20 protein-coding genes, 2 tRNA genes and 3 rRNA genes are annotated in these 24222 nt (G+C 63.7%); 14 read left to right on the forward strand and 11 right to left on the reverse strand.

The annotated features are described in order from the left end of the window. The first annotated feature begins 18 nt into the window (after window positions 1–18). The 12 genes from urtD (at window position 19) to rrf (ending at window position 12656) form a co-directional block, all read left to right on the forward strand. The gene (gene urtD, locus ACOYR3_RS01700) at window positions 19–762 is read left to right on the forward strand and encodes an urea ABC transporter ATP-binding protein UrtD (protein WP_422844804.1); all 744 of its coding nucleotides are present in this window, start codon (window positions 19–21) and stop codon (window positions 760–762) included. A gap of 183 nt (window positions 763–945) precedes the next feature. Beyond that, window positions 946–1635: an urea ABC transporter ATP-binding subunit UrtE gene (urtE, locus tag ACOYR3_RS01705; protein WP_422844805.1), complete on the forward strand. Its 690-nt coding sequence runs from the start codon at window positions 946–948 to the stop codon at window positions 1633–1635. Window positions 1636–1701: 66 nt separating this feature from the next. Further along, window positions 1702–2931, forward strand: coding sequence for a formamidase (fmdA, locus tag ACOYR3_RS01710; RefSeq protein ID WP_422844806.1), 1230 nt, complete (start codon window positions 1702–1704; stop codon window positions 2929–2931). 57 nt (window positions 2932–2988) lie between these two features. Then, on the forward strand, window positions 2989–3354 hold the full coding sequence (locus ACOYR3_RS01715; protein WP_291487888.1) for an FmdB family zinc ribbon protein: 366 nt from the start codon (window positions 2989–2991) through the stop codon (window positions 3352–3354). 41 nt (window positions 3355–3395) lie between these two features. Continuing rightward, a complete protein-coding gene (locus tag ACOYR3_RS01720) occupies window positions 3396–4433 on the forward strand; it encodes an aliphatic amidase (RefSeq protein WP_422844807.1) in 1038 nt (345 codons plus the stop codon). Window positions 4434–4643: 210 nt separating this feature from the next. Continuing rightward, window positions 4644–5831, forward strand: coding sequence for a benzoate/H(+) symporter BenE family transporter (locus ACOYR3_RS01725; protein WP_422844808.1), 1188 nt, complete (start codon window positions 4644–4646; stop codon window positions 5829–5831). A gap of 67 nt (window positions 5832–5898) precedes the next feature. Continuing rightward, entirely contained in the window at window positions 5899–6843 is a 945-nt protein-coding gene (gene gshB / locus ACOYR3_RS01730) for a glutathione synthase (RefSeq protein WP_422844809.1), read from the forward strand. 520 nt (window positions 6844–7363) lie between these two features. Next, window positions 7364–8892: ribosomal RNA gene (locus ACOYR3_RS01735) — 16S ribosomal RNA — on the forward strand. Between the two features lie 91 nt (window positions 8893–8983). Beyond that, a tRNA-Ile gene (locus ACOYR3_RS01740) sits at window positions 8984–9060 on the forward strand. 32 nt (window positions 9061–9092) lie between these two features. Next, window positions 9093–9168, forward strand: a tRNA-Ala gene (locus ACOYR3_RS01745). A gap of 356 nt (window positions 9169–9524) precedes the next feature. After that, window positions 9525–12403: ribosomal RNA gene (locus tag ACOYR3_RS01750) — 23S ribosomal RNA — on the forward strand. A gap of 140 nt (window positions 12404–12543) precedes the next feature. Further along, window positions 12544–12656 (forward strand): 5S ribosomal RNA (gene rrf, locus ACOYR3_RS01755). The 16S, 23S and 5S rRNA genes sit together here with 2 tRNA genes alongside, the layout of an rRNA operon. Window positions 12657–12908: 252 nt before the next feature. On the opposite strand, the gene ACOYR3_RS01760 is transcribed toward rrf, so the two are convergent. From ACOYR3_RS01760 to ACOYR3_RS01785, 6 genes are all read right to left on the reverse strand, one after another. Continuing rightward, the gene (locus tag ACOYR3_RS01760; protein ID WP_422844810.1) at window positions 12909–13688 is read right to left on the reverse strand and encodes a class II glutamine amidotransferase; all 780 of its coding nucleotides are present in this window, start codon (window positions 13686–13688) and stop codon (window positions 12909–12911) included. Between the two features lie 131 nt (window positions 13689–13819). Continuing rightward, entirely contained in the window at window positions 13820–15292 is a 1473-nt protein-coding gene (locus tag ACOYR3_RS01765; protein ID WP_422844811.1) for a DHA2 family efflux MFS transporter permease subunit, read from the reverse strand. A 53-nt stretch (window positions 15293–15345) separates the two neighbouring features. Next, window positions 15346–15534 carry a 4-oxalocrotonate tautomerase gene (locus ACOYR3_RS01770; protein WP_291489047.1) on the reverse strand — a complete coding sequence of 63 codons (189 nt, stop codon included), beginning with the start codon at window positions 15532–15534 and terminating at the stop codon, window positions 15346–15348. Between the two features lie 30 nt (window positions 15535–15564). Beyond that, entirely contained in the window at window positions 15565–15804 is a 240-nt protein-coding gene (locus tag ACOYR3_RS01775) for a cysteine-rich CWC family protein (RefSeq protein ID WP_422844812.1), read from the reverse strand. A gap of 265 nt (window positions 15805–16069) precedes the next feature. Beyond that, window positions 16070–16621, reverse strand: coding sequence for a shikimate kinase (locus tag ACOYR3_RS01780; protein WP_422844813.1), 552 nt, complete (start codon window positions 16619–16621; stop codon window positions 16070–16072). Window positions 16622–16744: 123 nt separating this feature from the next. Beyond that, a complete protein-coding gene (locus ACOYR3_RS01785; RefSeq protein WP_422844814.1) occupies window positions 16745–17884 on the reverse strand; it encodes a serine hydrolase domain-containing protein in 1140 nt (379 codons plus the stop codon). 144 nt (window positions 17885–18028) lie between these two features. On the opposite strand from ACOYR3_RS01785, the gene ACOYR3_RS01790 reads away from it, so the two are divergent. After that, window positions 18029–18967 (forward strand): YihY/virulence factor BrkB family protein, encoded by a 939-nt coding sequence (locus tag ACOYR3_RS01790; RefSeq protein ID WP_422844815.1) that lies wholly within the window; start codon window positions 18029–18031, stop codon window positions 18965–18967. A 17-nt stretch (window positions 18968–18984) separates the two neighbouring features. Here the strand turns inward: ACOYR3_RS01790 and ACOYR3_RS01795 are convergent, their stop codons facing one another. Further along, complete coding sequence (locus tag ACOYR3_RS01795; RefSeq protein WP_422844816.1) at window positions 18985–19890, reverse strand: DUF72 domain-containing protein; 906 nt, start codon at window positions 19888–19890, stop codon at window positions 18985–18987. Between the two features lie 225 nt (window positions 19891–20115). Here ACOYR3_RS01795 and ACOYR3_RS01800 point away from each other — a divergent pair, with 225 nt between their 5' ends. After that, on the forward strand, window positions 20116–20916 hold the full coding sequence (locus tag ACOYR3_RS01800; protein WP_422844817.1) for a glycine zipper 2TM domain-containing protein: 801 nt from the start codon (window positions 20116–20118) through the stop codon (window positions 20914–20916). A 26-nt stretch (window positions 20917–20942) separates the two neighbouring features. On the opposite strand, the gene ACOYR3_RS01805 is transcribed toward ACOYR3_RS01800, so the two are convergent. The 4 genes from ACOYR3_RS01805 to fdxA form a co-directional block, all read right to left on the reverse strand. After that, on the reverse strand, window positions 20943–22130 hold the full coding sequence (locus ACOYR3_RS01805) for an amidohydrolase family protein (RefSeq protein WP_422844818.1): 1188 nt from the start codon (window positions 22128–22130) through the stop codon (window positions 20943–20945). Window positions 22131–22192: 62 nt separating this feature from the next. Further along, window positions 22193–22909, reverse strand: a complete 717-nt coding sequence (locus tag ACOYR3_RS01810) for a TetR family transcriptional regulator (protein WP_422844819.1) — start codon at window positions 22907–22909, stop codon at window positions 22193–22195. Between the two features lie 61 nt (window positions 22910–22970). After that, window positions 22971–23747 carry a ferredoxin--NADP reductase gene (locus ACOYR3_RS01815; RefSeq protein WP_291489039.1) on the reverse strand — a complete coding sequence of 259 codons (777 nt, stop codon included), beginning with the start codon at window positions 23745–23747 and terminating at the stop codon, window positions 22971–22973. Between the two features lie 68 nt (window positions 23748–23815). After that, window positions 23816–24145, reverse strand: a complete 330-nt coding sequence (gene fdxA / locus ACOYR3_RS01820) for a ferredoxin FdxA (RefSeq protein WP_422844820.1) — start codon at window positions 24143–24145, stop codon at window positions 23816–23818. Window positions 24146–24222: the final 77 nt, after the last annotated feature.

Here is a 24222-nt window from a genome sequence, read left to right on the forward strand (position 1 = left end):
TTTCCCCCGGAGCACGCCATGAGCAACACCGACTTCACCCTGGCCGTGGAAGACCTCAGCGTGTCGTTCGACGGCTTCAAGGCCATCGACGCCCTCACGCTGTACGTGGACAAGAACGAGCTGCGCGTGATCATCGGCCCCAACGGCGCCGGCAAGACCACGCTGCTGGATCTCATCTGCGGCAAGACGCGCGCCACCGGCGGCAGCATCAAGTTCAAGAACGAGGAGCTCAACCGCATGCCCGAGCACCAGCGGGTGCGCCTGGGCATCGGCCGCAAGTTCCAGACGCCTTCCATCTACGAGAACCTCTCGGTGTTCAAGAACCTGGAGGTCTCCTACCCCGCCGGCCGCTCGGTGCTGGGCGCGCTGGCCTTCCGCTGCACGGACGCGGTGCGCGCCCGCGTGCAGGTGGTGGCCGAAGACATCGGCCTGGGCGACAAACTCGGCACCGAGGCCGGCCTGCTCAGCCACGGACAGAAGCAGTGGCTGGAGATCGGCATGCTGCTGATGCAGGAGCCGGAGCTGCTGATGCTGGACGAGCCCATCGCCGGCATGAGCGCCCGCGAGCGCGAGCTGACGGCCGAGCTGCTGCAGCGCATCTGCCAGAACCGGTCGGTGATCGTGATCGAGCACGACATGGATTTCGTCAAGCGCATTGCCCACAAGGTCACGGTGATGCACCAGGGAAAGATCCTGGCCGAAGGCCCGATGGAGAAGGTGCAGGCCGATCCCAAGGTCATCGACGTGTACCTGGGTCACTGAGATGCAACACATCCCCCTGAGCGGCTGCGCAGCTTCCCCCTTCTCTCGCATTGCTGCGCACTGCGGGAAGGGGGACACCGCCAGCGCGGCGGGGCGGCCCTTGCGCGGCGGCCGCTGGCCTGGACCGCGCAGTGCGGGCGCCACATTCGATGGCCACCGGCCGGAACTCTCTGGAGCACAACCATGCTGAAAGTCGAAGACCTGTTTGTCGCCTACGGCCAGAGCGAAGCGCTGCACGGCATCTCGTTCGAGGGCCGCGAGAACGAAACCGTGGCCATCATGGGCCGCAACGGCATGGGCAAGACCACGCTGTTCAAGAGCCTGATGGGCGTGCTGCCCGCCAAGAGCGGCAGCATCTGCGTGGCGGGCCAGGACGTGACGCGCGACGAGAGCTTCCGCCGCGTGGCCAAGGGCATTGCCTACGTGCCGCAGGGGCGCATGATCTTCCCGACCCTCACGGTGGAAGAGAACATCCAGACCGGCCTGGAGAACGCGAAGGACAAGCGCATTCCCGACGAGATCTACGCGCTCTTTCCCGTGCTGTGGGACATGCGCCGTCGCAAGGGCGGCAATCTTTCGGGCGGGCAGCAGCAGCAGCTGGCCATTGCCCGCGCGCTGGTCACCGACCCCAAGGTCCTGCTGCTGGACGAGCCCACCGAGGGCATCCAGCCTTCGATCATCAAGGACATCGCCAAGGCCCTCAACGAGATCCGCAAGCTGCGCCGCATCACCATCGTGGTCAGCGAGCAGGTGCTTTCGTTTGCCATGGACGTGGCGGACCGCCTGTTCGTCATCGAGGGCGGGCGCCTGGTGCACGAGACCGCCCGCGCCGACACCGACCAGCAGCACATCAAGGCGTACCTCTCCGTCTGAGGGCGCGCCGCGCGGCAGCCCCGCAGCCCCAGCCTCACCCTTTTTCGTCACTCCAAGGAGCACACCATGGCCGAGACCCTCATCAAGGTTGACCTCAACCAATCGCCGTATGACAACCCGCAGGTGCACAACCGCTGGCATCCCGACATCCCCATGGCCGTCTGGGTGGAGCCGGGCGCCGAGTTCAAGCTGGAAACCTATGACTGGACCGGCGGCGCCATCAAGAACGACGACAGCGCGGACGACGTGCGCGACGTCGACCTCTCCACGGTGCACTTTCTCTCGGGCCCCGTGGGCGTCAAGGGCGCCGAGCCCGGCGACCTGCTGGTGGTGGACCTGCTGGACATCGGCGCGCGGGACGACAGCCTGTGGGGCTTCAACGGCTTTTTCTCCAAGAAGAACGGCGGCGGCTTTCTGGACGAGCACTTCCCGCTGGCGCAGAAGTCCATCTGGGACTTCCACGGCCTGTTCACCCGCAGCCGCCACATTCCCGGCGTCAACTTCGCGGGGCTGATCCACCCCGGCCTCATCGGCTGCCTGCCCGACCAGAAGATGCTGGACACCTGGAACGAGCGCGAGGCGGCACTGATTGCCACCAACCCCACCCGCGTGCCCGGCCTGGCCAACCCACCGGCGCCGGCCACCGCGCACATGGGCAAGCTGCAGGGCGAGGCCCGCGCCAAGGCTGCGGCCGAGGGCGCGCGCACCGTGCCCCCGCGCGAGCACGGCGGCAATTGCGACATCAAGGACCTCTCACGCGGCTCCAAGGTGTATTTCCCCGTGTACGTGGAAGGCGGCGGACTGTCGGTGGGCGACCTGCACTTCAGCCAGGGCGACGGCGAGATCACCTTCTGCGGCGCCATCGAAATGGCGGGCTGGGTGCACATGCGCGTGAACCTCATCAAGGGCGGCATGGCCAAGTACGGCATCAAGAACCCGGTCTTCAAGCCCAGCCCCATCACGCCCAACTACAAGGACTACCTCATCTTCGAGGGTATCTCGGTGGATGAGCAAGGCAAGCAGCATTACCTGGACGTCACCATCGCCTACCGCCAGGCCTGCCTCAACGCCATCGAGTACTTGAAGAAGTTCGGCTACAGCGGTGCGCAGGCGTATTCCATCCTGGGCACCGCGCCGGTGCAGGGCCATGTGAGCGGCGTGGTGGACGTGCCCAACGCCTGCGCCACGCTGTGGCTGCCGACGGAGATCTTCGACTTTGACATCAACCCCACGTCGGCAGGCCCCGTGAAGGTGCTGGACGGCAGTGTCGACATGCCGATCTCGCAGGACAAGTAGGCCGGCTGCGCCGCCTGGCCTTGCACCCGCCGCTCCCTCACTTCACCCCCAACGCCCATGCCCACCTACGACTATGCCTGCGCCTCCTGCGGCCCCTTCGACGCACTGCGCAGCATCGCGCAGCGCAACGAGCCCTGCGATTGCCCCGGCTGCGGCGCGCCGGCCGCGCGCGTGTTCGCGCACGCGCCCCACCTGGCCTGCGTGAGCCCGGAGCAGCGGCGCGCGTTCGACACCAACGAGCGCGCCCGGCACGCGCCGCGCTCCTCGCGCGACGGCGACGCGGGCAGCTACGGCCGGCTGCGCCATCCCGCCGGGTGCGGCTGCTGCAGCGCGGGCGGAGGCGGCAGGCGCAGCAGCACCGTGACGGCACCCGATGGCGCCAAGGCCTTTCCCTCCAAGCGGCCCTGGATGATCAGCCACTGAGGCCGCGCTTTCCCTTGATCTGATTTGCAGGAGCCCACGCCATGATCCACGGCGACATTTCAAGCAGCATGGACACCGTCGGTGTGGCGGTCGTCAACTACCAGATGCCCCGCCTGCACACCAAGGCCGAGGTGCTGGACAACGCCCGCAAGATTGCCGACATGCTGATCGGCATGAAGACGGGACTGCCGGGCATGGACCTGGTGATCTTTCCCGAGTACAGCACCCACGGCATCCTGTACGACCGCCAGGAGATGATGGACACCGCCGCCACCATCCCGGGCGAGGAGACCGAGATCTTCGCGGCCGCCTGCCGCCAGGCCAAGGTCTGGGGCGTTTTCTCGCTCACCGGCGAGCGGCATGAGGAGCACCCGCACAAGGTGCCCTACAACACGCTCATCCTGATGAACGACCAGGGCGAGATCGTGCAGAAGTACCGCAAGATCATGCCGTGGACCCCCATCGAGGGCTGGTACCCCGGCGACCGCACCTACGTCACCAACGGCCCCAAGGGCCTGAAGATCAGTCTCATCATCTGCGATGACGGCAACTACCCTGAGATCTGGCGCGACTGCGCCATGCAGGGGGCCGAACTGATCGTGCGCTGCCAGGGCTATATGTACCCCGCCAAGGAGCAGCAGATCCTGATGAGCAAGGCCATGGCCTTTGCCAACAACAGCTACGTGGCCGTTGCGAACGCGGCCGGCTTTGACGGCGTGTACAGCTACTTCGGCCACAGCGCCCTCATCGGCTTTGATGGCCGCACCCTGGGCGAGTGCGGCGAGGAATCCATGGGCGTGCAGTACGCGGCGCTGTCCAAGCGCCTGATCCGGGACTTCCGCAAGCACGGGCAGAGCGAGAACCACCTCTTCAAGCTGCTGCACCGCGGCTACAGCGGCCTGATCCACTCGGGCGAAGGCGCCAGCGGCGTGGCGGCCTGCCCCTACGCCTTCTACCAGCGCTGGGTGTCCGACCCCGAAGGAACCCGCGCAGCTGTCGAGGCCCTGACCCGGCCCATGGTGGGCACCGAGGAATGCCCCGTGGACGGCATTCCCCACCCGGGCAGCGCTGGCGCGTGAACCGGCGCCGCCCGCGCGGAGGGGCGGCACGCCAGCCGAGGCAGTGGAGCGAGTGTTGCTATATTAGTTATAGCTGCTAGCGCTTTATGGTAAAGCGCTAGAGGGCAATTTGGCTATCTAGCGGCTGGTTGCGCCCCCGTCGTGCCTGCGCCCCTTGCAGACGGCCCGCCGCGCCGCGGCGCCCGGTGCGCAGTGCCAGAATCGCGCCCCATGCAGTTTTTCAAAGACCTGAGCCTGTCCGCGTTCACCGCGGGGTTTGTGGCCGTTCTGGTGGGGTTCACCAGTTCCGTTGCCATCGTGTTCCAAGCCGCCCAGGCCTTCGGCGCCACCCCGGTGCAGGTCACGTCCTGGATGTGGGCGCTGGGGCTCGGCATGGGCCTGTGCTCGCTGGTGCCCTCGCTCATTCTGCGCAAGCCGGTCATGGTGGCGTGGTCGACCCCCGGCGCGGCGGTGCTGGCCACGGCCGGGCTGGCGGGCGGCTTCACCATGGCGCAGGCCGTGGGCGCCTTCATGGTCAGCGCCCTGCTGATCACCGTGGCGGGCGCCACGCGGTGGTTTGAACGGGTGATGGACCGCATTCCCATGGAAATCGCGGCGGCGCTGCTCGCCGGGGTGCTCGCGCGCTTTGGCCTGCAGGCGTTTGCGGCGGCGCAGACGGCTCTGCCGCTGGTGCTTTGCATGGGGGCCGCCTACCTGCTTGCGCGCCGGCTGGCTGCGCGCTACGCCGTGGTCATCACGCTGGCGGTGGGCGTGGCGTTTGCGGCGTTGCAGGGGCAGATGGCGTGGTCTGCCGTCCAGCTGGAGATGGCCCTGCCGGTCTTCACCGCGCCGCAATTCAGCCTGGCCGCCACCATCAGCCTGGCAATTCCGCTCTTCGTGGTCACCATGGCCTCGCAGAACCTGCCGGGAGTGGCCGTGATCCGTGCCTCGGGCTATGACCTGCCCGTGTCCCGGCTGATCACGCTGACCGGACTCGCCACGCTGGTCCTGGCGCCGTTCGGAGCGTTTGCGCTGAACTTCAGCGCCATCACGGCCGCCATGTGCATGGGGCCCGAAGCCCATGAGGACCGCGACCGGCGCTACACGGCGGCCGTGAGCTGCGGCGCCCTGTACGTCGCCATCGGCCTGGTGGGCGCGGTGATCACCGGCCTGCTGACGGCCTTTCCCAAGGAGCTGGTGGTGGCCATCGCCGGGCTGGCACTGCTCGGCACCATCGGCAACGGCCTGGCCATGGCGGTGCGCAGCGAACTGCACCGCGAGGCGGCGGTGATTACGTTCCTGGTCACGCTCAGCGGCGTGGTGGTGGCCGGGGTGGGCTCGGCCTTCTGGGGCGTGGTGGCCGGCAGCCTTGCGCTATTTGTGCAACAGTACGGGCGTCGGCCCGCGGGGCCCGCGTGAGCCACGGGTTGCTCCAGGCGCAAGGCCCGGTGCGCTCCAGTGTTCTTATTTAGTGATTCCAAGCACCATGAAACTGCTCTTTATTGCCGACCCGCTGCCCAGCTTCAAGATCTACAAGGACACCACCTTCGCCATGATGCGCGAGGCCCAGCGCCGCGGCCACACCCTGGCGGTGTGCGAACCCCAGCACCTGGTGTGGCAGCGCGGCAGCAAGGTGGCCGCCCGTGTGTGCGATATCCAGCTGACCGGGGACCCCGCGCAGTGGTACAGCGCGCAGCCGGAGCGCACCGCCCCGCTGGTGGAGTTCGATGCCGTGCTCATGCGCAAGGACCCGCCCTTCGACAGCGAGTACTTCTATGCGACGCACCTGCTGGAGCAGGCGGAGCGCGACGGCGCACGGGTGTTCAACAAGCCCCGCGCCCTGCGCGACCACCCGGAAAAGCTCGCCATCATGGAATTCCCCGAATTCATCGGGCCCACCCTGGTGACGCGCGACCCGGGCGATATCCGGCGCTTCCATGGCGAGCACCAGGACATCATCCTCAAGCCGCTGGACGGCATGGGGGGCATGGGCATCTTCCGCGTCGGGCCCGACGGGCTCAACCTGGGCAGCATCACTGAGACGCTGAACCGCCACGGTGCGCAGAGCGTGATGGTGCAGAAGTTTCTGCCCGAGATCATCGACGGCGACAAGCGGGTGCTCATCATTGGAGGCAAGCCTGTTCCCTTCTGTCTGGCGCGCATCCCCCAGGGCAGCGAAGTGCGCGGCAACCTGGCTGCGGGCGGCAAAGGCGTCGCCAGGCCGCTGTCGCCGCGCGACTGGGAGATCGGCAACGCCCTGGGGCCGGTGCTGCAGGAGCGGGGACTGCTGCTGGCCGGGGTGGATGTGATCGGGGATTGCGTGACCGAGATCAACGTCACCAGCCCCACCTGCTTCCAGGAGATCTTCGACCAGACGGGGTACGACGTCGCTGCGGCGTTTGTGGGTGCCTTGGAGGCGGCTGCCGCCTGAGGGCGCGTTCGTCTGGGTCAGAACGGAAAAAATCTTCCAGGGAATTCCCCAGCCCCCCAAACCAGTGCTATAGTAGAGGGCTTCGCTACCCGCGCTGCTAGTTCTTTAGGGGACAGATGCTGCGGAGGTAAAGAAGAAAAAAAGTTTGGTCTTGGGTTGCAAGCGGCGTAAAAACCGGTATATAATTCAAGGCTTCGCTGATCGAAGGTGGTGCTGCAAGGTGCTGAATCTGATCGGTGATGAAAACAAAAAAGTTTTCAAAAAGTTTGACGGTTCTTTAAAAACCGTGCTAGAATTCAAGGCTCAGCTGATCGCAGCTAGGTCGAGATAAGAGAGAAGACTTCGGTCTGATTTGTTGTCTGGTTCATTAAAAACATACAGCCGATAAGCGTGGGCGTTTGATGGCGAGTGCCAAGGTTCTAGTAACCGAGTGCATAGCACTTAAACGCTCATGAGATAGAAGTGAAGTTCACTTCAATTCTTTTTATGAGTTGCTCGAAAGAGCGAAAAAATCAAGATCGAACTGTAGAGTTTGATCCTGGCTCAGATTGAACGCTGGCGGCATGCCTTACACATGCAAGTCGAACGGTAACAGGTCTTCGGATGCTGACGAGTGGCGAACGGGTGAGTAATACATCGGAACGTGCCCGATCGTGGGGGATAACGGAGCGAAAGCTTTGCTAATACCGCATAAGATCTAAGGATGAAAGCAGGGGACCGCAAGGCCTTGCGCGAACGGAGCGGCCGATGGCAGATTAGGTAGTTGGTGGGGTAAAGGCTTACCAAGCCTACGATCTGTAGCTGGTCTGAGAGGACGACCAGCCACACTGGGACTGAGACACGGCCCAGACTCCTACGGGAGGCAGCAGTGGGGAATTTTGGACAATGGGCGCAAGCCTGATCCAGCCATGCCGCGTGCAGGATGAAGGCCTTCGGGTTGTAAACTGCTTTTGTACGGAACGAAAAGACTCCTTCTAATAAAGGGGGTTCATGACGGTACCGTAAGAATAAGCACCGGCTAACTACGTGCCAGCAGCCGCGGTAATACGTAGGGTGCGAGCGTTAATCGGAATTACTGGGCGTAAAGCGTGCGCAGGCGGTGATGTAAGACAGATGTGAAATCCCCGGGCTCAACCTGGGAACTGCATTTGTGACTGCATCGCTGGAGTGCGGCAGAGGGGGATGGAATTCCGCGTGTAGCAGTGAAATGCGTAGATATGCGGAGGAACACCGATGGCGAAGGCAATCCCCTGGGCCTGCACTGACGCTCATGCACGAAAGCGTGGGGAGCAAACAGGATTAGATACCCTGGTAGTCCACGCCCTAAACGATGTCAACTGGTTGTTGGGTCTTCACTGACTCAGTAACGAAGCTAACGCGTGAAGTTGACCGCCTGGGGAGTACGGCCGCAAGGTTGAAACTCAAAGGAATTGACGGGGACCCGCACAAGCGGTGGATGATGTGGTTTAATTCGATGCAACGCGAAAAACCTTACCCACCTTTGACATGTACGGAATCCTTTAGAGATAGAGGAGTGCTCGAAAGAGAGCCGTAACACAGGTGCTGCATGGCTGTCGTCAGCTCGTGTCGTGAGATGTTGGGTTAAGTCCCGCAACGAGCGCAACCCTTGCCATTAGTTGCTACGAAAGGGCACTCTAATGGGACTGCCGGTGACAAACCGGAGGAAGGTGGGGATGACGTCAAGTCCTCATGGCCCTTATAGGTGGGGCTACACACGTCATACAATGGCTGGTACAGAGGGTTGCCAACCCGCGAGGGGGAGCCAATCCCATAAAGCCAGTCGTAGTCCGGATCGCAGTCTGCAACTCGACTGCGTGAAGTCGGAATCGCTAGTAATCGCGGATCAGAATGTCGCGGTGAATACGTTCCCGGGTCTTGTACACACCGCCCGTCACACCATGGGAGCGGGTTCTGCCAGAAGTAGTTAGCCTAACCGCAAGGAGGGCGATTACCACGGCAGGGTTCGTGACTGGGGTGAAGTCGTAACAAGGTAGCCGTATCGGAAGGTGCGGCTGGATCACCTCCTTTCTGGAAAACAGCATTCAAGATTGAACGCCCACACTTATCGGTTGTTGGAAGAAGCCGCAGACCAGCGAAGGGATTCGCTTGGATGTGGAATGGGTCTGTAGCTCAGCTGGTTAGAGCACCGTCTTGATAAGGCGGGGGTCGTTGGTTCGAGCCCAACTAGACCCACCAAATTCCGATGGCAAGATACGTGAGAGGACACTGGGGGATTAGCTCAGCTGGGAGAGCACCTGCTTTGCAAGCAGGGGGTCGTCGGTTCGATCCCGTCATCCTCCACCACCAACGCACTGGTAATTCAACACCAAAGTGGCTTTGCAAGAGGCTACTTTGTTGTTGATCAATATCGATTGATCAATCGGCTGTTCTTTAAAAATTCATAGAGTCGAATCAGCGTTGTCAGAGGAAACTGCACATTCGTAAAGGTTTAGTGCAGACCGTGCCTCTGATGACAATTTTTTGATTGCGTCAAAACGAATATTCAATAAGCGAAAGCTGATTGAAATTCAGTAATGACGAATGTTCTTTGATAGTGATATCGAGGAAATATTCACATTACGGCATAACGCGCCAGGTGAAAGACCTGGCAAGTCCTTGAAGATGATGGCGATATCTTGAAAGAGATGTCAAAGTTATAGGGTCAAGTGACTAAGAGCATGTGGTGGATGCCTTGGCGATTACAGGCGAAGAAAGACGTGATAGCCTGCGATAAGCTTCGGGGAGCTGGCAAATAAGCATTGATCCGGAGATTTCTGAATGGGGAAACCCACCTCGCAAGAGGTATCGCATGATGAATACATAGTCATGCGAGGCGAACCGGGTGAACTGAAACATCTCAGTAGCTCGAGGAAAAGACATCAACCGAGATTCCGAAAGTAGTGGCGAGCGAAATTGGAAGAGCCTTCTAGTGATAGCACGACTGTTAGCAAAACGGGATGGAAAGCCCGGCCATAGTAGGTGATAGCCCTGTATGCGAAAGCAGACGTGTGGTACTAAGTTAGAGAAAAGTAGGGCGGGGCACGAGAAACCCTGTCTGAATATGGGGGGACCATCCTCCAAGGCTAAATACTCGTAATCGACCGATAGTGAACCAGTACCGTGAGGGAAAGGCGAAAAGAACCCCGGGAGGGGAGTGAAATAGATCCTGAAACCGCATGCTTACAAAAAGTCGGAGCCCGCAAGGGTGACGGCGTACCTTTTGTATAATGGGTCAGCGACTTACATTCAGTGGCAAGGTTAACCGAATAGGGAAGCCGTAGAGAAATCGAGTCCGAATAGGGCGAATCAGTCGCTGGGTGTAGACCCGAAACCAAGTGATCTATCCATGGCCAGGATGAAGGTGCCGTAACAGGTACTGGAGGTCCGAACCGACTAGTGTTGCAAAACTAGCGGATGAGCTGTGGATAGGGGTGAAAGGCTAAACAAACTTGGAAATAGCTGGTTCTCTCCGAAAACTATTTAGGTAGTGCCTCAAGTATTACCTTCGGGGGTAGAGCACTGTTTAGGCTAGGGGGTCATGGCGACTTACCAAACCTATGCAAACTCCGAATACCGAAGAGTACAGCTTGGGAGACAGAGCACCGGGTGCTAACGTCCGGACTCAAGAGGGAAACAACCCAGACCGCCAGCTAAGGTCCCTAAAATTGGCTAAGTGGGAAACGAAGTGGGAAGGCTAAAACAGTCAGGATGTTGGCTTAGAAGCAGCCATCATTTAAAGAAAGCGTAATAGCTCACTGATCGAGTCGTCCTGCGCGGAAGATGTAACGGGGCTAAGCCAGTTACCGAAGCTGCGGATGTGCAATTTATTGCACGTGGTAGGAGAGCGTTCTGTAGGCCTGTGAAGGTGTCTGGTAACGGATGCTGGAGGTATCAGAAGTGCGAATGCTGACATGAGTAGCGTTAAAGGGGGTGAAAAGCCCCCTCGCCGTAAGCGCAAGGTTTTCTACGCAACGTTCATCGGCGTAGAGTGAGTCGGCCCCTAAGGCGAGGCAGAGATGCGTAGCTGATGGGAAACAGGTCAATATTCCTGTACCGATCAATAGTGCGATGTGGGGACGGAGAAGGTTAGCTCAGCCAACTGTTGGATATGTTGGTTCAAGCCTGTAGTCGTGCCTGGTAGGCAAATCCGCCGGGCTTAGATGAGGGGTGATAACGAGGCTGCTTGCAGCCGAAGTGAGTGATACCCTGCTTCCAGGAAAAGCCACTAAGCTTCAGCTATTGACGACCGTACCGCAAACCGACACTGGTGCGCGAGATGAGTATTCTAAGGCGCTTGAGAGAACTCAGGAGAAGGAACTCGGCAAATTGATACCGTAACTTCGGGAGAAGGTATGCCGCAAGTAGGTGATCTTGTACAAAGGGAGCCCAACGCGGTTGCAAAAAATCGGTGGCTGCGACTGTTTAATAAAAACACAGCACTCTGCAAACACGAAAGTGGACGTATAGGGTGTGACGCCTGCCCGGTGCTGGAAGATTAAATGATGGGGTGCAAGCTCTTGATTGAAGTCCCAGTAAACGGCGGCCGTAACTATAACGGTCCTAAGGTAGCGAAATTCCTTGTCGGGTAAGTTCCGACCTGCACGAATGGCGTAACGATGGCCACACTGTCTCCTCCTGAGACTCAGCGAAGTTGAAATGTTTGTGATGATGCAATCTCCCCGCGGAAAGACGGAAAGACCCCATGAACCTTTACTGTAGCTTTGTATTGGACTTTGAACAGATCTGTGTAGGATAGGTGGGAGGCTTTGAAGTGAGGTCGCTAGATCTCATGGAGCCAACGTTGAAATACCACCCTGGTGTGTTTGAGGTTCTAACCTAGGTCCATCATCTGGATCGGGGACAGTGCATGGTAGGCAGTTTGACTGGGGCGGTCTCCTCCCAAAGCGTAACGGAGGAGTTCGAAGGTACGCTAGTTACGGTCGGACATCGTGACGATAGTGCAATGGCATAAGCGTGCTTAACTGCGAGACTGACAAGTCGAGCAGATGCGAAAGCAGGACATAGTGATCCGGTGGTTCTGTATGGAAGGGCCATCGCTCAACGGATAAAAGGTACTCTGGGGATAACAGGCTGATACCGCCCAAGAGTTCATATCGACGGCGGTGTTTGGCACCTCGATGTCGGCTCATCTCATCCTGGGGCTGTAGCCGGTCCCAAGGGTATGGCTGTTCGCCATTTAAAGAGGTACGTGAGCTGGGTTTAAAACGTCGTGAGACAGTTTGGTCCCTATCTTCCGTGGGCGCTGCAGATTTGAGGAAGCCTGCTCCTAGTACGAGAGGACCGGAGTGGACACACCTCTGGTGTATCGGTTGTCACGCCAGTGGCATTGCCGAGTAGCTAAGTGTGGAAGAGATAACCGCTGAAAGCATCTAAGCGGGAAACTCGTTTCAAGATGAGATCTGCCGGGGCCTTGAGCCCCCTAAAGAGTCGTTCAAGACCAGGACGTTGATAGGTCAGGTGTGGAAGCGCAGTAATGCGTTAAGCTAACTGATACTAATTGCTCGTGCGGCTTGACCCTATAACTTTGATAGCCAACGCACATCTGTGCAAAAGCTCAAAGTCTGTTATGCCAAGTTAGACGCAGTCAAAACTAAAACTGATTCCAAACTCTATGAATTCGCCAGGCAGTCCTCAACCACTGCCCAGCACCAAGTTATGCCTGATGACCATAGCAAGTTGGTACCACTCCTTCCCATCCCGAACAGGACAGTGAAACGACTTTGCGCCGATGATAGTGCGGATACCCGTGTGAAAGTAGGTCATCGTCAGGCTCTTACAGCCCCAAACCGCCCTTCTGCTCTATGAGTAGAAGGGCGTTTTGCTTTGCAGTTGCGCAAAAAGTTCAGACATCTCCGATCCGAAAACCCGCAGGAACGGGAGCAAGGACGGAGTTCAAGCCCGCTTTGGCGGGCGCACATCGCCACCCCATAGGTTCGCGGGCGGGCATGCCCAGGGCGCGCAATGCGCCGCGCCACACGCTCTCGCACTCCATTTCAGGCAGGCCCAATACAGACGCCTTGCCTTCACTGGGCGGGCGAGATCGCCAACCTGCGGCCCTTCTCAAACACCGCCATTTCGCCGCGGGCCAGAGCGGTCCATGCCTCGTTCCGCGTCAAGGGACTGGTGGCGATGACAGCCACTTCGTCGGTTGCGGACGCTTCTTGCGAAAAATCCAGCTCCAGTTCGTCATCGCTCAACTGGGCCGGGCCAAACGGTGCCCGGCGTTCCAGGTAGTACAGGCTGCTGGTGGCATGGGCCCAGAGCGCGTCGCCCTGTGACAGCAGGAAATTGAAGGTCCCGTGGGGCGTGATGCGGGAGGCCAGTTCGGCCAGCGTCAGCGTGAGTTCCCGGATTGACGGAACGCTGGCGTGCGATTTGGCCAACTCTTGCATGATCCAGCAGAAGGCGTGTTCGCTGTCCGTCTGGCCGACCGGCCGAAAATGGGCGTGGAGGCGGGGACGGAAGTCCTTGAGATCGCCGTTGTGGGCAAACACCCAGTAGCGCCCCCACAGTTCGCGCACGAAGGGGTGGCAGTTCTCGAGATTCACCCGGCCCTGGGTGGCCTTGCGGATGTGCGCAATGACGTTTTCGCTCTTGATCGGGTAGTGCCGGATCAGGTCGGCCACCGGCGACTCGGCCGCGGGCAGGTGGTCCACGTAGTGCCGCAATCCCCGGCCTTCAAAAAAAGCGATTCCCCAGCCATCCGCGTGGTGGTCCGTCTTGCCGCCCCGCTGCGCGAAGCCGGAAAAGCTGAACGTGATGTCGGTCGGCGTGTTGCAATTCATTCCCAGGAGTTGGCACATGGTGGCTCACGTCCTTGCACTTGACGATGGGGGTAATGGGCCGGAGGGCCTGGAAATCTTCGCGGAGGCCCGGGGCGCGCCCGGCCTTCGAAGGGTGGTTGCTGCGGAGCATCCGGGCAGCACGGAGCACCTCACGAGGCGATGGTTTCGTCGCCTGGGCGGCGTTCGTTGAGCTGCCAAGCGGCGACCAGCGCCACCAGGCACAGCCCGGTCAGCATGAGAAAGGTCTCGCCGAAGGCGGCCATGCGCGCACTGTCTCCCAGCCCCGGCGCCAAGGACACGCCGTGCACCTTCAACCGCCATTCCAGCACGATACCGCAGAGACTCACCCCCGCCGCCCCGCCCAGCATGCGCACGAAGCCGATGGCGCTGGAGCCCTGCGAGATCAGGGTCTTGTCGAGCGAACGCATGGAGCCGAGGTTCAGCGAAGGCAGGATGAACCCCAGCCCCACCCGGCCCAGGATGGCCAGGGCCACGAGAATCCACAGCGAGGTATGGCTGCTGACCAGCGCCATCAATCCAAAAGAGGCTGCCAGCAAGGCCAGCCCTGTGCCGACCAGCCAATGCGTCGGATGCTGGTCGGCCAGCCGGCCCACCATCGCAATCGTGACGGCGAGCACCAGCCCCGCGGGGAGCATCAGGGTGCCGACATGGGAAGCGGACAATTGCAGCCCCAGCTGCAGGAACACGGGCAGCAGGTAGGTAGAGCCGAACAAGGCGGTCCCGTAGATGAAGGCCACGATGCTGCCCATGGCGAACTGGCGGGACTGGAACAGCCGCAAGTCCATCAGCGGCCTGCGGCCCAGGCGGGCAAGGCGGCGTTGCCAGACCACGAAGGCGGCCACGCAGGCCCCGGCTGCGCCGAGCAGGGCCAGGGCCGGTGCCATCGAGCCACCGTGCAGCGACACCAGGCCATTGAGCAGGCACAAAGTGCCGCCCGCGCCTAACAACAGGCCACGCCAGTCCAGGGGTTCGCCGCGCCGGTTGGCCTCGACACCGCCGGGGGCGGTGACGGGCACAAACTTGTAGGCCAGCACCAGCGATGCCAGGCACAGCGGCACGACCATGAAGAAGATCGAGCGCCAGCCGAACCAGTCGACCAGCAGGCCGCCAATGCTGGGGCCCAGCGCCGGTGCCAGCACCACGCTCATGCCGAAGACGCCGCTGGCACGCCCCTGCTCGTGGGGCCGGAAGGCGTACAGGATGATGACCGCCGGAATGGGCTGAACCACCCCGGCTGCCAGCCCCTCGGCCACCCGGGCCGCCAGCACCAGCCCGAAGCTCTGCGACAGGCCCCCGGCGATGCCGCCGGCCAGGAGAAGCACCATCGAACCCACGTAGGTGGCCCGGTACCCGTAGCGGGACAACAGCCACGGAGTGGTCAGCATGGAGACGGTGGTGGCCACCATGAAGCCCGAGGTCACCCACTGCGCCCGGGCCTGGCCCAGCGTGAAGTAGTGGCTCATGTCCGGAATCGCCACGTTGACGATGGTCGAAGACATGATGGAGGCCATGGTGCCGACCATCACCGAGAACAGCAGCAGCCAGCGGTAGCGCTCGCCGTACCGCGCCTGAAGCACCGAGGGGGAGCTGGAAGAAGTCATTGTCAGGCCGTGGCCGTTCTGGCTGTGCCGGGCAGCCGCCGGGGCGCCGGGGGTCAGGAGCGCTCGGTCCAGAGCTTGCCGCCGGTCGCCCAGTTTTCGCGCTTTACGTCGGTGATGAGAATGTCCACCGACTCGGGGGAGCCGCCGAGGATTTCCACGGAAACGCGGGTGATTTCTTCCACCAGCTTCTTCTTCTGTTCGACCGTGCGGCCTTCCATCATTTCAATGTGGTACGTGGGCATATCGGATCCTTGTGCGTGCAAAGCGTTCGATCATATCGGCGCTGGCGGCGCCTCTCCGGGGCTGGGTGTTGCCAAATGCATGCCGCAGCGTGCGCAGATGCAGGCCTTGCGCCGAAGCGCTTCCGGTACCGCGGCCAGCGCCGCAGGGTTCAGGGTCGCCTGCATGCACCAGCAACGCTCGGCCGGCTGGCCTTGCGCCATGGCGCATGCATTGGGCCCGCCGCACAGCGGACAGACGGCGGGATCCAGGGGCAGGGCTGGGGTGGACATGGTGGATGACCAGACAAGAGAAACCGGGCAACGGGCCGGTGCCAAAAAAGTGTACGCGGCCGCTCCGACCGCCCCTGCGGCGCGTGCCGGTAACCCCGGGAGCAAGCTGCAGTAAGGCAGCGGCCGCCAGGGCGGAAAACGCTATCAAAACAATAGCTGTTTGCGCTTTATTCGCGGGCGCTAGAGCCCATTTTTGCCTTGAATAGAGCGGTTGCGCCAGGGCGGGGGCCGGTACTGGCGCCGAACCGAGGCCCGGGGTGTCCCTTCACGCCAATCCGCCGGCCGCGGTGGTTTGCGCGCTCCCCGCCATCTCCAGCTGCATCATGATCATGTTCACCAGCGTGTGGACCGTCGGGCGCCCGGTCTCGATCACGTAGTGGGCGGCTTCCCGGTACAAATGGTCGCGTTGCGCGTACAGGTCACGCAGCTTGTCCAGCGGGTTCCCGCCCTGCAGCAAGGGGCGCGTCTTGTCGTGCTTGACGCGCTTGTAGATGTCTTCGGGCGACGCGCGCAGGTAGAGGACATTGCCGAACTCCTGCAGCACCTTGCGGTTTTCCGGCCGGAGCACCGCCCCCCCGCCGGTGGAAAGCACCATGCCGCCGGGCTGCCGGGCCACCTCGGCCAGCACCTGGGCCTCGCGGTCCCGAAAGGCGGCCTCGCCTTCGGCTTCAAAGAACTGCCGGATGCTGGTGCCCAGCATCTGTTCCAGCCGGTGGTCCAGGTCCACGAAGGGTACGCCCGCGCGGGCCGCCAGCTGGCGCCCGATGGTGGTTTTGCCCGAGCCGGGCATCCCGACCAGTGCGCAGCGAATCTGCATAGAAGTGTTTTGATCCGTTCCCAGCGGGCGGCTTGCGCCCGGCCTGGTGATGAGCCGCCCAGCCCGCACTCCCGTGCCGCCGGTGATGGGAGGGAGTGTATAGGCCCCCCGGGCGCCCCGGGGTCAGAGCGCTGCGTAAACCAGGGCGGGGTAGAGCTCCCCAAGGTAGCGCAGTTGCCCCGGCGCCTGGGTCAGCAAAATGGCAAAGAGGTCTTCCGCCGGGTCCACGAAAAAGACCGTGCCGGCCATGCCGCTCCAGCTGTACGACCCCGGCGTGCCAGGCCAGGCCGTCTGCCCGGCGGCCGTGCGCACGGCCACGCCCAATCCGAACCCGTAGCCGGGGGCCAGAATGTCCCCGACCACCGGGATGTCGCCCAGGTGGTTGGCCGTCATGAAGTCCACGGTGGCGCGCCCTACCAGGCGCACGGGATGGTCGTCGGCGCCTGGGCCGGTGCCGCGCCCCAGCATCACCCGCAAAAACCGCGCGTAGTCATCGGCCGTGGAGACCAGGCCCCCGCCCGCCGACTCAAAGGCCGGCGGGGCCGAGACATCGTTCAGCGTCACCCCGGCGCCGGTCTGCGGGTCCCGCGCAAACGGCTCGGCCAGCCGGTGCTGTTCCGCAGCCGCCACGTGAAAGCCGGTGTCGCGCATGCCCAGCGGCTCCAGCACGCGCCGCCGCAGGATGGCGCCAAGGGTGTCGCCCTCCACCACCTCCAGCACGGCGCCGAGCACATCGGTGGCGCGGCTGTACTCCCAGCGGCTGCCGGGCGGGTGCACGAGGGGCAGGGGGCCCAGCGCCGCGGCCAGCTCCGCATTGGTGCGGTGGCGCGAACCCACCCGCGCCGCCCGGTACAGGTCGGGCACGGCGCCCGGCTCCCAGGCATAGCTCAAGCCGGCGGTATGCCGCAGCAGGTCCTGCACGGTGGCCTCGCGGGCGGCAGGCACCGTGGTGTCCGTGGCCGCGTCGTACACCCGCTGGCCGGCAAACGCGGGCAGATAGTGCGCCACGGGCCGGGACAGCGGCAGCCGGCCTTCTTCCATCAGCATCAGGGCCACGAGCGACGCGATGGGCTTGGTCATCGAGTAGATGCGAAACAGGCTGTCGGCGGCCATGGCAGGCCCGCCGGGCCGCAGGCAGCCCACCGCCTCCCGCAGCACCGTGCGGCCCTGGTGGTGGACCAGCGCGACCGCACCGGGCAGCAGGCCGTCGTCCACGTGGCGTTGGAGGGTGGCGCGCAGGCGTTCAAGGGAGCGGGAATCCATCAGGGGCATCTCCGGCAGGCAGGTAGTGGAGCCGCAAGGATATCGGCCCCGCCGCCGGCGCTCGCGCGCGTGTGGGACAGCGCCTACCCCGGCTGCCGGAGTCCCCGGCTGGACGCGGACTGCCCCGGGGTTTAGGCTTGCCGCATGACCGCTGTCCCCCTCAAAGAACGCGCACTGCACCTGGCCCAGCCGGTGTGGAGGCCCTTGCAGCCCTTCTGGCGCGCCACCACGCTGTGGCTGGACGCAGACGGCCTGCGCATGAGCGCCGCCATGTCGTTCTACGGCATGCTCAGCCTGGCGCCCTTGCTGTTGCTGCTGGTGGGCGTGCTGGGCTGGTGGGTGGACCGCAGCTACCTGGAAAGCAGTCTGATTGCCCAGGTGCAGGGTGTGATGGGACGCCAGGTCGCCGAAGTGGTGCGCCAGGCGCTGGCCAGCGCGCAGGCGCCGTCAGAAGGGCGCATTGCCTCGCTACTGGGGTTTGCCGTCTTGCTGTCGGGGGCCACCGGCGTGTTCGTGGAGCTGCAGTCGGCCCTGAGTCACCTGTGGCGGGGCGGAGCACCGGCCCAGCCGCGCGCCGCCTGGTGGCACATGGCATCGCTGCGATTGCGCGGCCTGGCTTACGTGCTCGCCCTGGGCTTTTTGCTGCTGGTCTCCCTGGTGTTGTCCACGTTGATCAATGTGCTGGCCCACTGGGCAGGCGCGCACCTGTCGCTGCTGCCGCTGGCCCCGGTATTGCAGCTGGTGAACGAAGCGGTGGCCTTCGGCTTTGCCGTGGCCCTGTTTGTGGGCCTGATGCGCATCGGCGTGGGCTCCAAACCCCCATTGCGCTGCCTGGTGGCGGGCGCCGTGGTGGGCGCCACGCTGTTCACGGTGGGCAAGCAGATCCTGGTCTGGTACCTGTCGACCGCCGCCATCGTGTCGGCCTACGGCGCTGCGGGCTCGCTGGTGGTGCTGCTGATGTGGATCTACTTCTCGTCGGCCGTACTGCTGTTCTCTGCCAGCTGCGCCCGGGCGTTTCAGGAAGGCGCGGCGCCAGCGCTCCGGCAGGCAGATGCCGGGGCCGGCCGTGCAGCGCATCCCTGAGCCGGGCTTGGGCGGGTTCAACGCGGCAGCTGCAACTGGTCGTGTAGCTGCAGCATCCGGGCCAGTGCCAGCGCATTCTCTGCCGCGAAGGGTTTCATGGTGTTGTCGAAGAAGCAGAACACATTGCGCGGCCGCGCCGGCGGGGGCGCCGCTGCCAGCCGCGCCATGCCGGCCGGCATGCCTCCACCGGCCCAGGCGCGCAGGCGCTCGGCCCAGGTTGCCAGCTCCGCCTGCCCGTAGTTGCTGGCGTACAGCTTCGGCGCGCCGTGCAGGCGGATGTAAACGAAGTCTGCCGTGGCATCGCCCAGTTCGGGCCAGCGCCCGCCCGTGTCCGCCACCACCAGGGCCACGCCGTGGCGCTGCAGCAGGGCGGCCGCCGCGGGTTGGCAGAAGCTGGGGTCGCGCACTTCCAGGGCGTGCTGCAGGCGCAAGGGCGCAACCGGGCCCAGCCACTCCTTTCCGTGCATCCGCGCCTCCCGCTCGCCGGCAAGCCGCAGCGCGGCCTCGCCATCGTGGGGCAACTGGGCCAGAAACTCGTCCAGCAAGCCCGCTTCGTAAGCCAGGCCGGGTGGCAGCTGCCACAGCAGGGGCCCCAGCTTGGGCCCGAGCGCCAGCACGCCCGAGGCAAAGAAGTTGGCCAGCGCCGGGCGGATGTCCCGAAGCCGGAGGATGTGGGTGATGTAGCGCGGGCCCTTGACGGCAAATACAAAGCCTTGCGGCGTCTGCTCCGCCCAGCGTTGGTAGCTAAACGGGCGTTGCAGCGAATAGAACGAGCCGTTGAGCTCAATCGCCGGAAACTGGCGCGCGGCAAAGGCCAGCTCCTGGGCCTGGGGCAGGCCGGGCGGGTAGAACGCGCCACGCCAGGGTGCGTAGCGCCACCCTGAAATTCCAATGCGGATCTGTGCGGCGGGCTGGCCGGCCATGGGGGCTCCTTTTCGTTCCGTACCCCGCTCGCGCGCCGGGCTTGGAGCCGGGCGCGAGCGGCCAAAAGGCATGGGAACACGGCCTGGGTGCAAGAGGATGCTCTGCAAACAGCTTCTTACGTCCCTTACAGCGCCTTCGTGCGCTTTTGGGGTGCGGGCCGGTAGGCTGCGGGCCTTGTTCCAGCGTTGTGTCTGGAACCTCAAGACCTTCTTCGGAGAATCCTCATGAGCCTTGTCGTTTCACCAGAGCAGCACCCGGCGCCGCCGGCGGGCGTGGCTGCCGCCGCCGGGCCCTCCATCAAATGGCTGTGGGCCGCTGTCGGCGTGCTGGGCGTGAGCGTGGTGGCGTTGGGCACCACGCTGGTCGTGCAAAGTCGCGCCCCACAGTCCACCGCAAGCGCCCCGGCCGAGCTGGCTGCGGCCCCGGTCCCGCCACCCGGCGCTGCCGCTGCGCCCAACCCGCCCGCAGCTCAGGGCGCCCAGAGTCAGAGCAACCTGCCCCGGGGCCTGGGCGCCGTGCGGGCCGCCGCCGCCGCGCCGCCGGCCACCCCGGCGTATGCCGCCCAGCAGCCTGCCGCGCACCCGCGCCCGCAACCGGTGCGCACCGTGGCGCCAGCGCCAGCTTGCGCCGTCTGCGGCCGGGTGGAATCGGTGGACGCCGTGCAGCAGGCTGCCCCGGCCACCGGCGTGGGGGCCGTCGCGGGCGGCGTGCTGGGCGCGGTGGTCGGCAACCAGATCGGCAAGGGGTCGGGCCGCACGGCCGCCACGGTGCTGGGAGCCGTGGGCGGAGGCTACGTGGGCCACAAGGTCGAGGAGCGCACCCGCACCCAGACGGTGTACCAGATCGCCGTGCGCATGGACGACGGCTCGGTGCGGCGTTTCACGCGCGCGCAGCCCACGGCCGTGGGAACCCCCGTGGTGCTCCAGGGCAAGGGCTTCCGCGTGGACGACGGCGCACCGACCCGGGCCGCCGAGCCCTACGGCCCCGCGCAGCCGGGAACCGTTCGCGTCGCCGACACGTATTGACGCTGCGGGCCGCCGCGTGCGGCGGCCTACAGCACCACCGGGATTTCGGCGGCGGGCGGCGTGTTGCGGCTGCGGCCGCAGCGCACGATGCCGTCGATCATCACCATGCCGATGCCGGGGATGTCCCCCAGCTGAACGCTCTCCAGCAGCGAAGCGCCGGCCGTGTGCTGGGCACGGTCCATGAAGACGAAGTCCGCAGCGCGGCCCACCTCGATGAGGCCGCAGTTCAGGCCCCGCAGGCGCGCGGTGTTGCCGGTGGCAAAGCAGAACACCAGTTCGGCAGGAATGTCCGCCAGGCTGGACAGCAGCGCAATCATGCGCAGCATGCCCAGCGGCTGAACGCCCGAGCCCGCGGGTCCGTCGGTGCCCAGGATGACGCGGTGCGGGCACTTGAGCTCCATGGCCGCGCGCGCGGCCTGGATGGCAATCTTCTCGTTGCCGTTGTGCACCAGTTCGATGGCCCGGGAGGACTTCTCGCACAGCTCGCACACATGCTTCCAGGGCAGGGCTGTGTGGCCGCCGTTGATGTGGCCGATCACGTCGGCATCGGCCTCCAGCACCACGTCCTTGTCGATCAGGCCTGAGCCGGGAATCGACGGGCCGCCCGTGTGGATGGTGCTCTGGATGCCGTGCTTGCGGGCCCAGGCCACCATGTCCTTGGCCTCGTAGCCGGCCTTGACCGAGCCCAGGCCGACCTCGCCCAGCAGCTTCACGCCCGCATCGGCCAGGTCCTTGAAGTCCTGCTCGGTCATGCCCTTCTCGATCACCGGCGCGCCGGCAAGCACCTTCACGCCGCCAGGGCGGAAGTTGTCGAACGCGCGCTGGGCGGTGATCGCCAGCGCCTTCAGGCCCACGATGTCCTTGGGCCGGCCCGGCAGGTGGACTTCGCCGGCCGAGACCATGGTGGTCACGCCGCCATTCATCGTGGAGTCGATCCAGCCCAGCTGGTTCTGGCGCGGCGTCCAGTCGCCGAACACGGGGTGCACGTGGCTGTCGATCAGGCCCGGGGCCACGCACGTCTTGCGTGCGTCGATCACCGTCTGCGCGTGCTCGGTGTCGCAGTCCTTTTCGCGGCCCACGGCCACGATCAGGCCGTCATGGACGACGAGGGTGTCGGCGTCGAGGATGGGGCGGTCCAGGTCTCCCGACAACAACAGACCGATATTCTTGATGACGACTTTGCCGGATTTGCCGCCGGCCGCTGCTTCTGCCATGGATTCTCCTGGTGGGGGTGGGGAATGCGGGCAGGGCGCCCGCGCAACGAAAATCGGCGGGCTCAGGCGGCGGCCTTGCCCTTGGGGCGCACCGGGCCCGGCGCCACGGCGCGCAGCACCGTATCGATGACGAAGGCTTCCCAGTGCGCCAGCGCATCGGGCGTTTCCAGGTCTTCGCCCAGGAAGGCAGACAGCGTGTGCCGGTTGGACATGTAGAAGTAGCCGGTGGCCGCAATCAGCAGGTACACATCGCGCGCCGACACGTCCTTGCGGAACAGGCCCTGCGCCTGGCCGCTGTCCAGCACGCTGCGGATGACTTCGATGGCCGGCGACGAGTATTCACGGGCGCGCATCGACTTGGAGATGTGCTTGCCCTTGTGCAGGTTCTCCGTATTGAGCAGCGTGATGAACTCCGGGTTCTTGCGGTAGTAGCCCACCACAAACCGGATCACGTCCTGCAGGGCCTCCAGGGGCTGGGCCGTGTCGAGATCCAGCTTGGACTCGGCATCGTTCATGCGGCGGTAGGTTTCTTCCAGGACCTCGATGAAAAGGCCTTCCTTGCTGCCGAAGTAGTAATAGATCATCCGGTCGAAGGACTTGGCCGCCTTGGAGATCTTCTCCACGCTGCCGCCTTCGTACCCATAGCGGGCAAATACCTTGATCGCCGCTTTCAGGATGTTGTCGCGCGTGGTCTGGGCGGCCTGCTCGCGGACCCCGGGTTTGCGCGCGGAGTGGGCTCGGCTGGACGCGGTGCGGGCCTTGGTGGGAGTGGCAGACATGGCGGGTCCTGAAGGAGTGGGGCCGGCCTCCCGGGGCTTTCCCGGGGGACCCGCCGTGGGATCACTGCTCTGCGAAGGCGCGTTCGATCACGAAGTCGCCCGGCTTCGTGGTGTTGCCTTCGTTGAAGCCGCGCTCTTCCATCATGTGCTTGAGGTCGCGCAGCATCTCCGGGCTGCCGCAGATCATCACGCGGTCTTCCGCGGGATTCAGTGCGGGCAGTCCCAGGTCGCGGGCGAGCTGGCCGTTTTCAATGATGGTGGTGACGCGGCCCTGGTGCTTGAAGGGCTCGCGTGTCACCGTCGGGTAGTACTTGAGCTGCTTCGTGACCATCTCGCCCAGGAATTCGTGCTGGGGCAGCTCCTGCGTGATGTAGTCGTGGTAAGCAAGCTCCTTCACTTCGCGCACGCCGTGCACCAGGATGACTTCCTCAAACTTCTCGTACGTCTCCGGGTCGCGGATCAGGCTCAGGAACGGAGCCACGCCCGTGCCGGTGGACAGCATGTACAGGCGCTTGCCCGGAAGCAGGTAGTCGATGAGCAGCGTGCCGGTGGGCTTCTTGCCCACCACGATGGTGTCGCCCACCTTGATGTGCTGCAGGCGCGAGGTCAGCGGGCCGTCGGGCACCTTGATGGACAGGAATTCCAGGTGCTCCTCGTAGTTGGGGCTCACGATGCTGTAGGCCCGCAGCAGCGGCTTGCCGTTCTCGCCGCGCAGGCCAATCATCGTGAAATGGCCGTTGGAAAAGCGCAGCGCGGTGTCGCGCGTGGTGGTGAAGGAGAACAGGCGGTCGGTCCAGTGGTGAACCGTCAGGACGCGTTCGTCAAGAAAAGCGCTCATGGTGCGTTAGAAGGAAAAGTTGGTAGCTAATAAGGAAAGCTGGCTGAAGCCGGGGCCCCGGAAAGGCTCTACCACGCGATATCCAGGCCGGAAAGCTTGTGGCTCACAACCCTCCATTGTTCCGCATCTGGCAAAGCCGGCTTTCTTTTGGTGATTGTGGGCAAGGTGGGCGCCAGTTTTTTGTTGAACGCGAGGAAGTTCTCCAGGCCTTGCGGTAAGTCGTCTTCGGCGTAGATCGCATTGGCCGGACACTCCGGAATGCACACCGCACAGTCGATGCATTCGTCCGGGTCGATCACCAGAAACTCGGGACCTTCGCGGAAGCAGTCGACCGGGCAGACGTCGACGCAGTCGGTGTACTTGCACCGAATGCAGGCATCCGTCACAACGTGCGTCATTTTGGGGCTCCTCATGCACCGTTTTTGGGGCCGCAAAAACACCATTGCGGACCCTTGGCGATTCCGCTACATTCGCG

The sequence above is a fragment of the Acidovorax sp. M2(2025) genome, from assembly GCF_049330835.1.
In the GTDB taxonomy this organism is placed as follows: Bacteria; Pseudomonadota; Gammaproteobacteria; order Burkholderiales; family Burkholderiaceae_C; genus Acidovorax.

What these genes read in the sequence shown, in the direction of transcription:
- ACOYR3_RS01790 (WP_422844815.1), top strand. Translation starts at nt 18,029, where the DNA reads ATGACCGCTGTCCCCCTCAAAGAACGCGCACTGCACCTGGCCCAGCCG.
- ACOYR3_RS01715 (WP_291487888.1), top strand. Translation starts at nt 2,989, where the DNA reads ATGCCCACCTACGACTATGCCTGCGCCTCCTGCGGCCCCTTCGACGCA.
- fdxA (WP_422844820.1), bottom strand. Translation starts at nt 24,145, where the DNA reads ATGACGCACGTTGTGACGGATGCCTGCATTCGGTGCAAGTACACCGAC.
- urtE (WP_422844805.1), top strand. Translation starts at nt 946, where the DNA reads ATGCTGAAAGTCGAAGACCTGTTTGTCGCCTACGGCCAGAGCGAAGCG.
- ACOYR3_RS01725 (WP_422844808.1), top strand. Translation starts at nt 4,644, where the DNA reads ATGCAGTTTTTCAAAGACCTGAGCCTGTCCGCGTTCACCGCGGGGTTT.
- urtD (WP_422844804.1), top strand. Translation starts at nt 19, where the DNA reads ATGAGCAACACCGACTTCACCCTGGCCGTGGAAGACCTCAGCGTGTCG.
- ACOYR3_RS01780 (WP_422844813.1), bottom strand. Translation starts at nt 16,621, where the DNA reads ATGCAGATTCGCTGCGCACTGGTCGGGATGCCCGGCTCGGGCAAAACC.
- ACOYR3_RS01720 (WP_422844807.1), top strand. Translation starts at nt 3,396, where the DNA reads ATGATCCACGGCGACATTTCAAGCAGCATGGACACCGTCGGTGTGGCG.
- ACOYR3_RS01765 (WP_422844811.1), bottom strand. Translation starts at nt 15,292, where the DNA reads ATGACTTCTTCCAGCTCCCCCTCGGTGCTTCAGGCGCGGTACGGCGAG.
- ACOYR3_RS01760 (WP_422844810.1), bottom strand. Translation starts at nt 13,688, where the DNA reads ATGTGCCAACTCCTGGGAATGAATTGCAACACGCCGACCGACATCACG.
- ACOYR3_RS01785 (WP_422844814.1), bottom strand. Translation starts at nt 17,884, where the DNA reads ATGGATTCCCGCTCCCTTGAACGCCTGCGCGCCACCCTCCAACGCCAC.
- ACOYR3_RS01795 (WP_422844816.1), bottom strand. Translation starts at nt 19,890, where the DNA reads ATGGCCGGCCAGCCCGCCGCACAGATCCGCATTGGAATTTCAGGGTGG.
- ACOYR3_RS01815 (WP_291489039.1), bottom strand. Translation starts at nt 23,747, where the DNA reads ATGAGCGCTTTTCTTGACGAACGCGTCCTGACGGTTCACCACTGGACC.
- gshB (WP_422844809.1), top strand. Translation starts at nt 5,899, where the DNA reads ATGAAACTGCTCTTTATTGCCGACCCGCTGCCCAGCTTCAAGATCTAC.
- ACOYR3_RS01800 (WP_422844817.1), top strand. Translation starts at nt 20,116, where the DNA reads ATGAGCCTTGTCGTTTCACCAGAGCAGCACCCGGCGCCGCCGGCGGGC.
- ACOYR3_RS01770 (WP_291489047.1), bottom strand. Translation starts at nt 15,534, where the DNA reads ATGCCCACGTACCACATTGAAATGATGGAAGGCCGCACGGTCGAACAG.
- fmdA (WP_422844806.1), top strand. Translation starts at nt 1,702, where the DNA reads ATGGCCGAGACCCTCATCAAGGTTGACCTCAACCAATCGCCGTATGAC.
- ACOYR3_RS01775 (WP_422844812.1), bottom strand. Translation starts at nt 15,804, where the DNA reads ATGTCCACCCCAGCCCTGCCCCTGGATCCCGCCGTCTGTCCGCTGTGC.
- ACOYR3_RS01810 (WP_422844819.1), bottom strand. Translation starts at nt 22,909, where the DNA reads ATGTCTGCCACTCCCACCAAGGCCCGCACCGCGTCCAGCCGAGCCCAC.
- ACOYR3_RS01805 (WP_422844818.1), bottom strand. Translation starts at nt 22,130, where the DNA reads ATGGCAGAAGCAGCGGCCGGCGGCAAATCCGGCAAAGTCGTCATCAAG.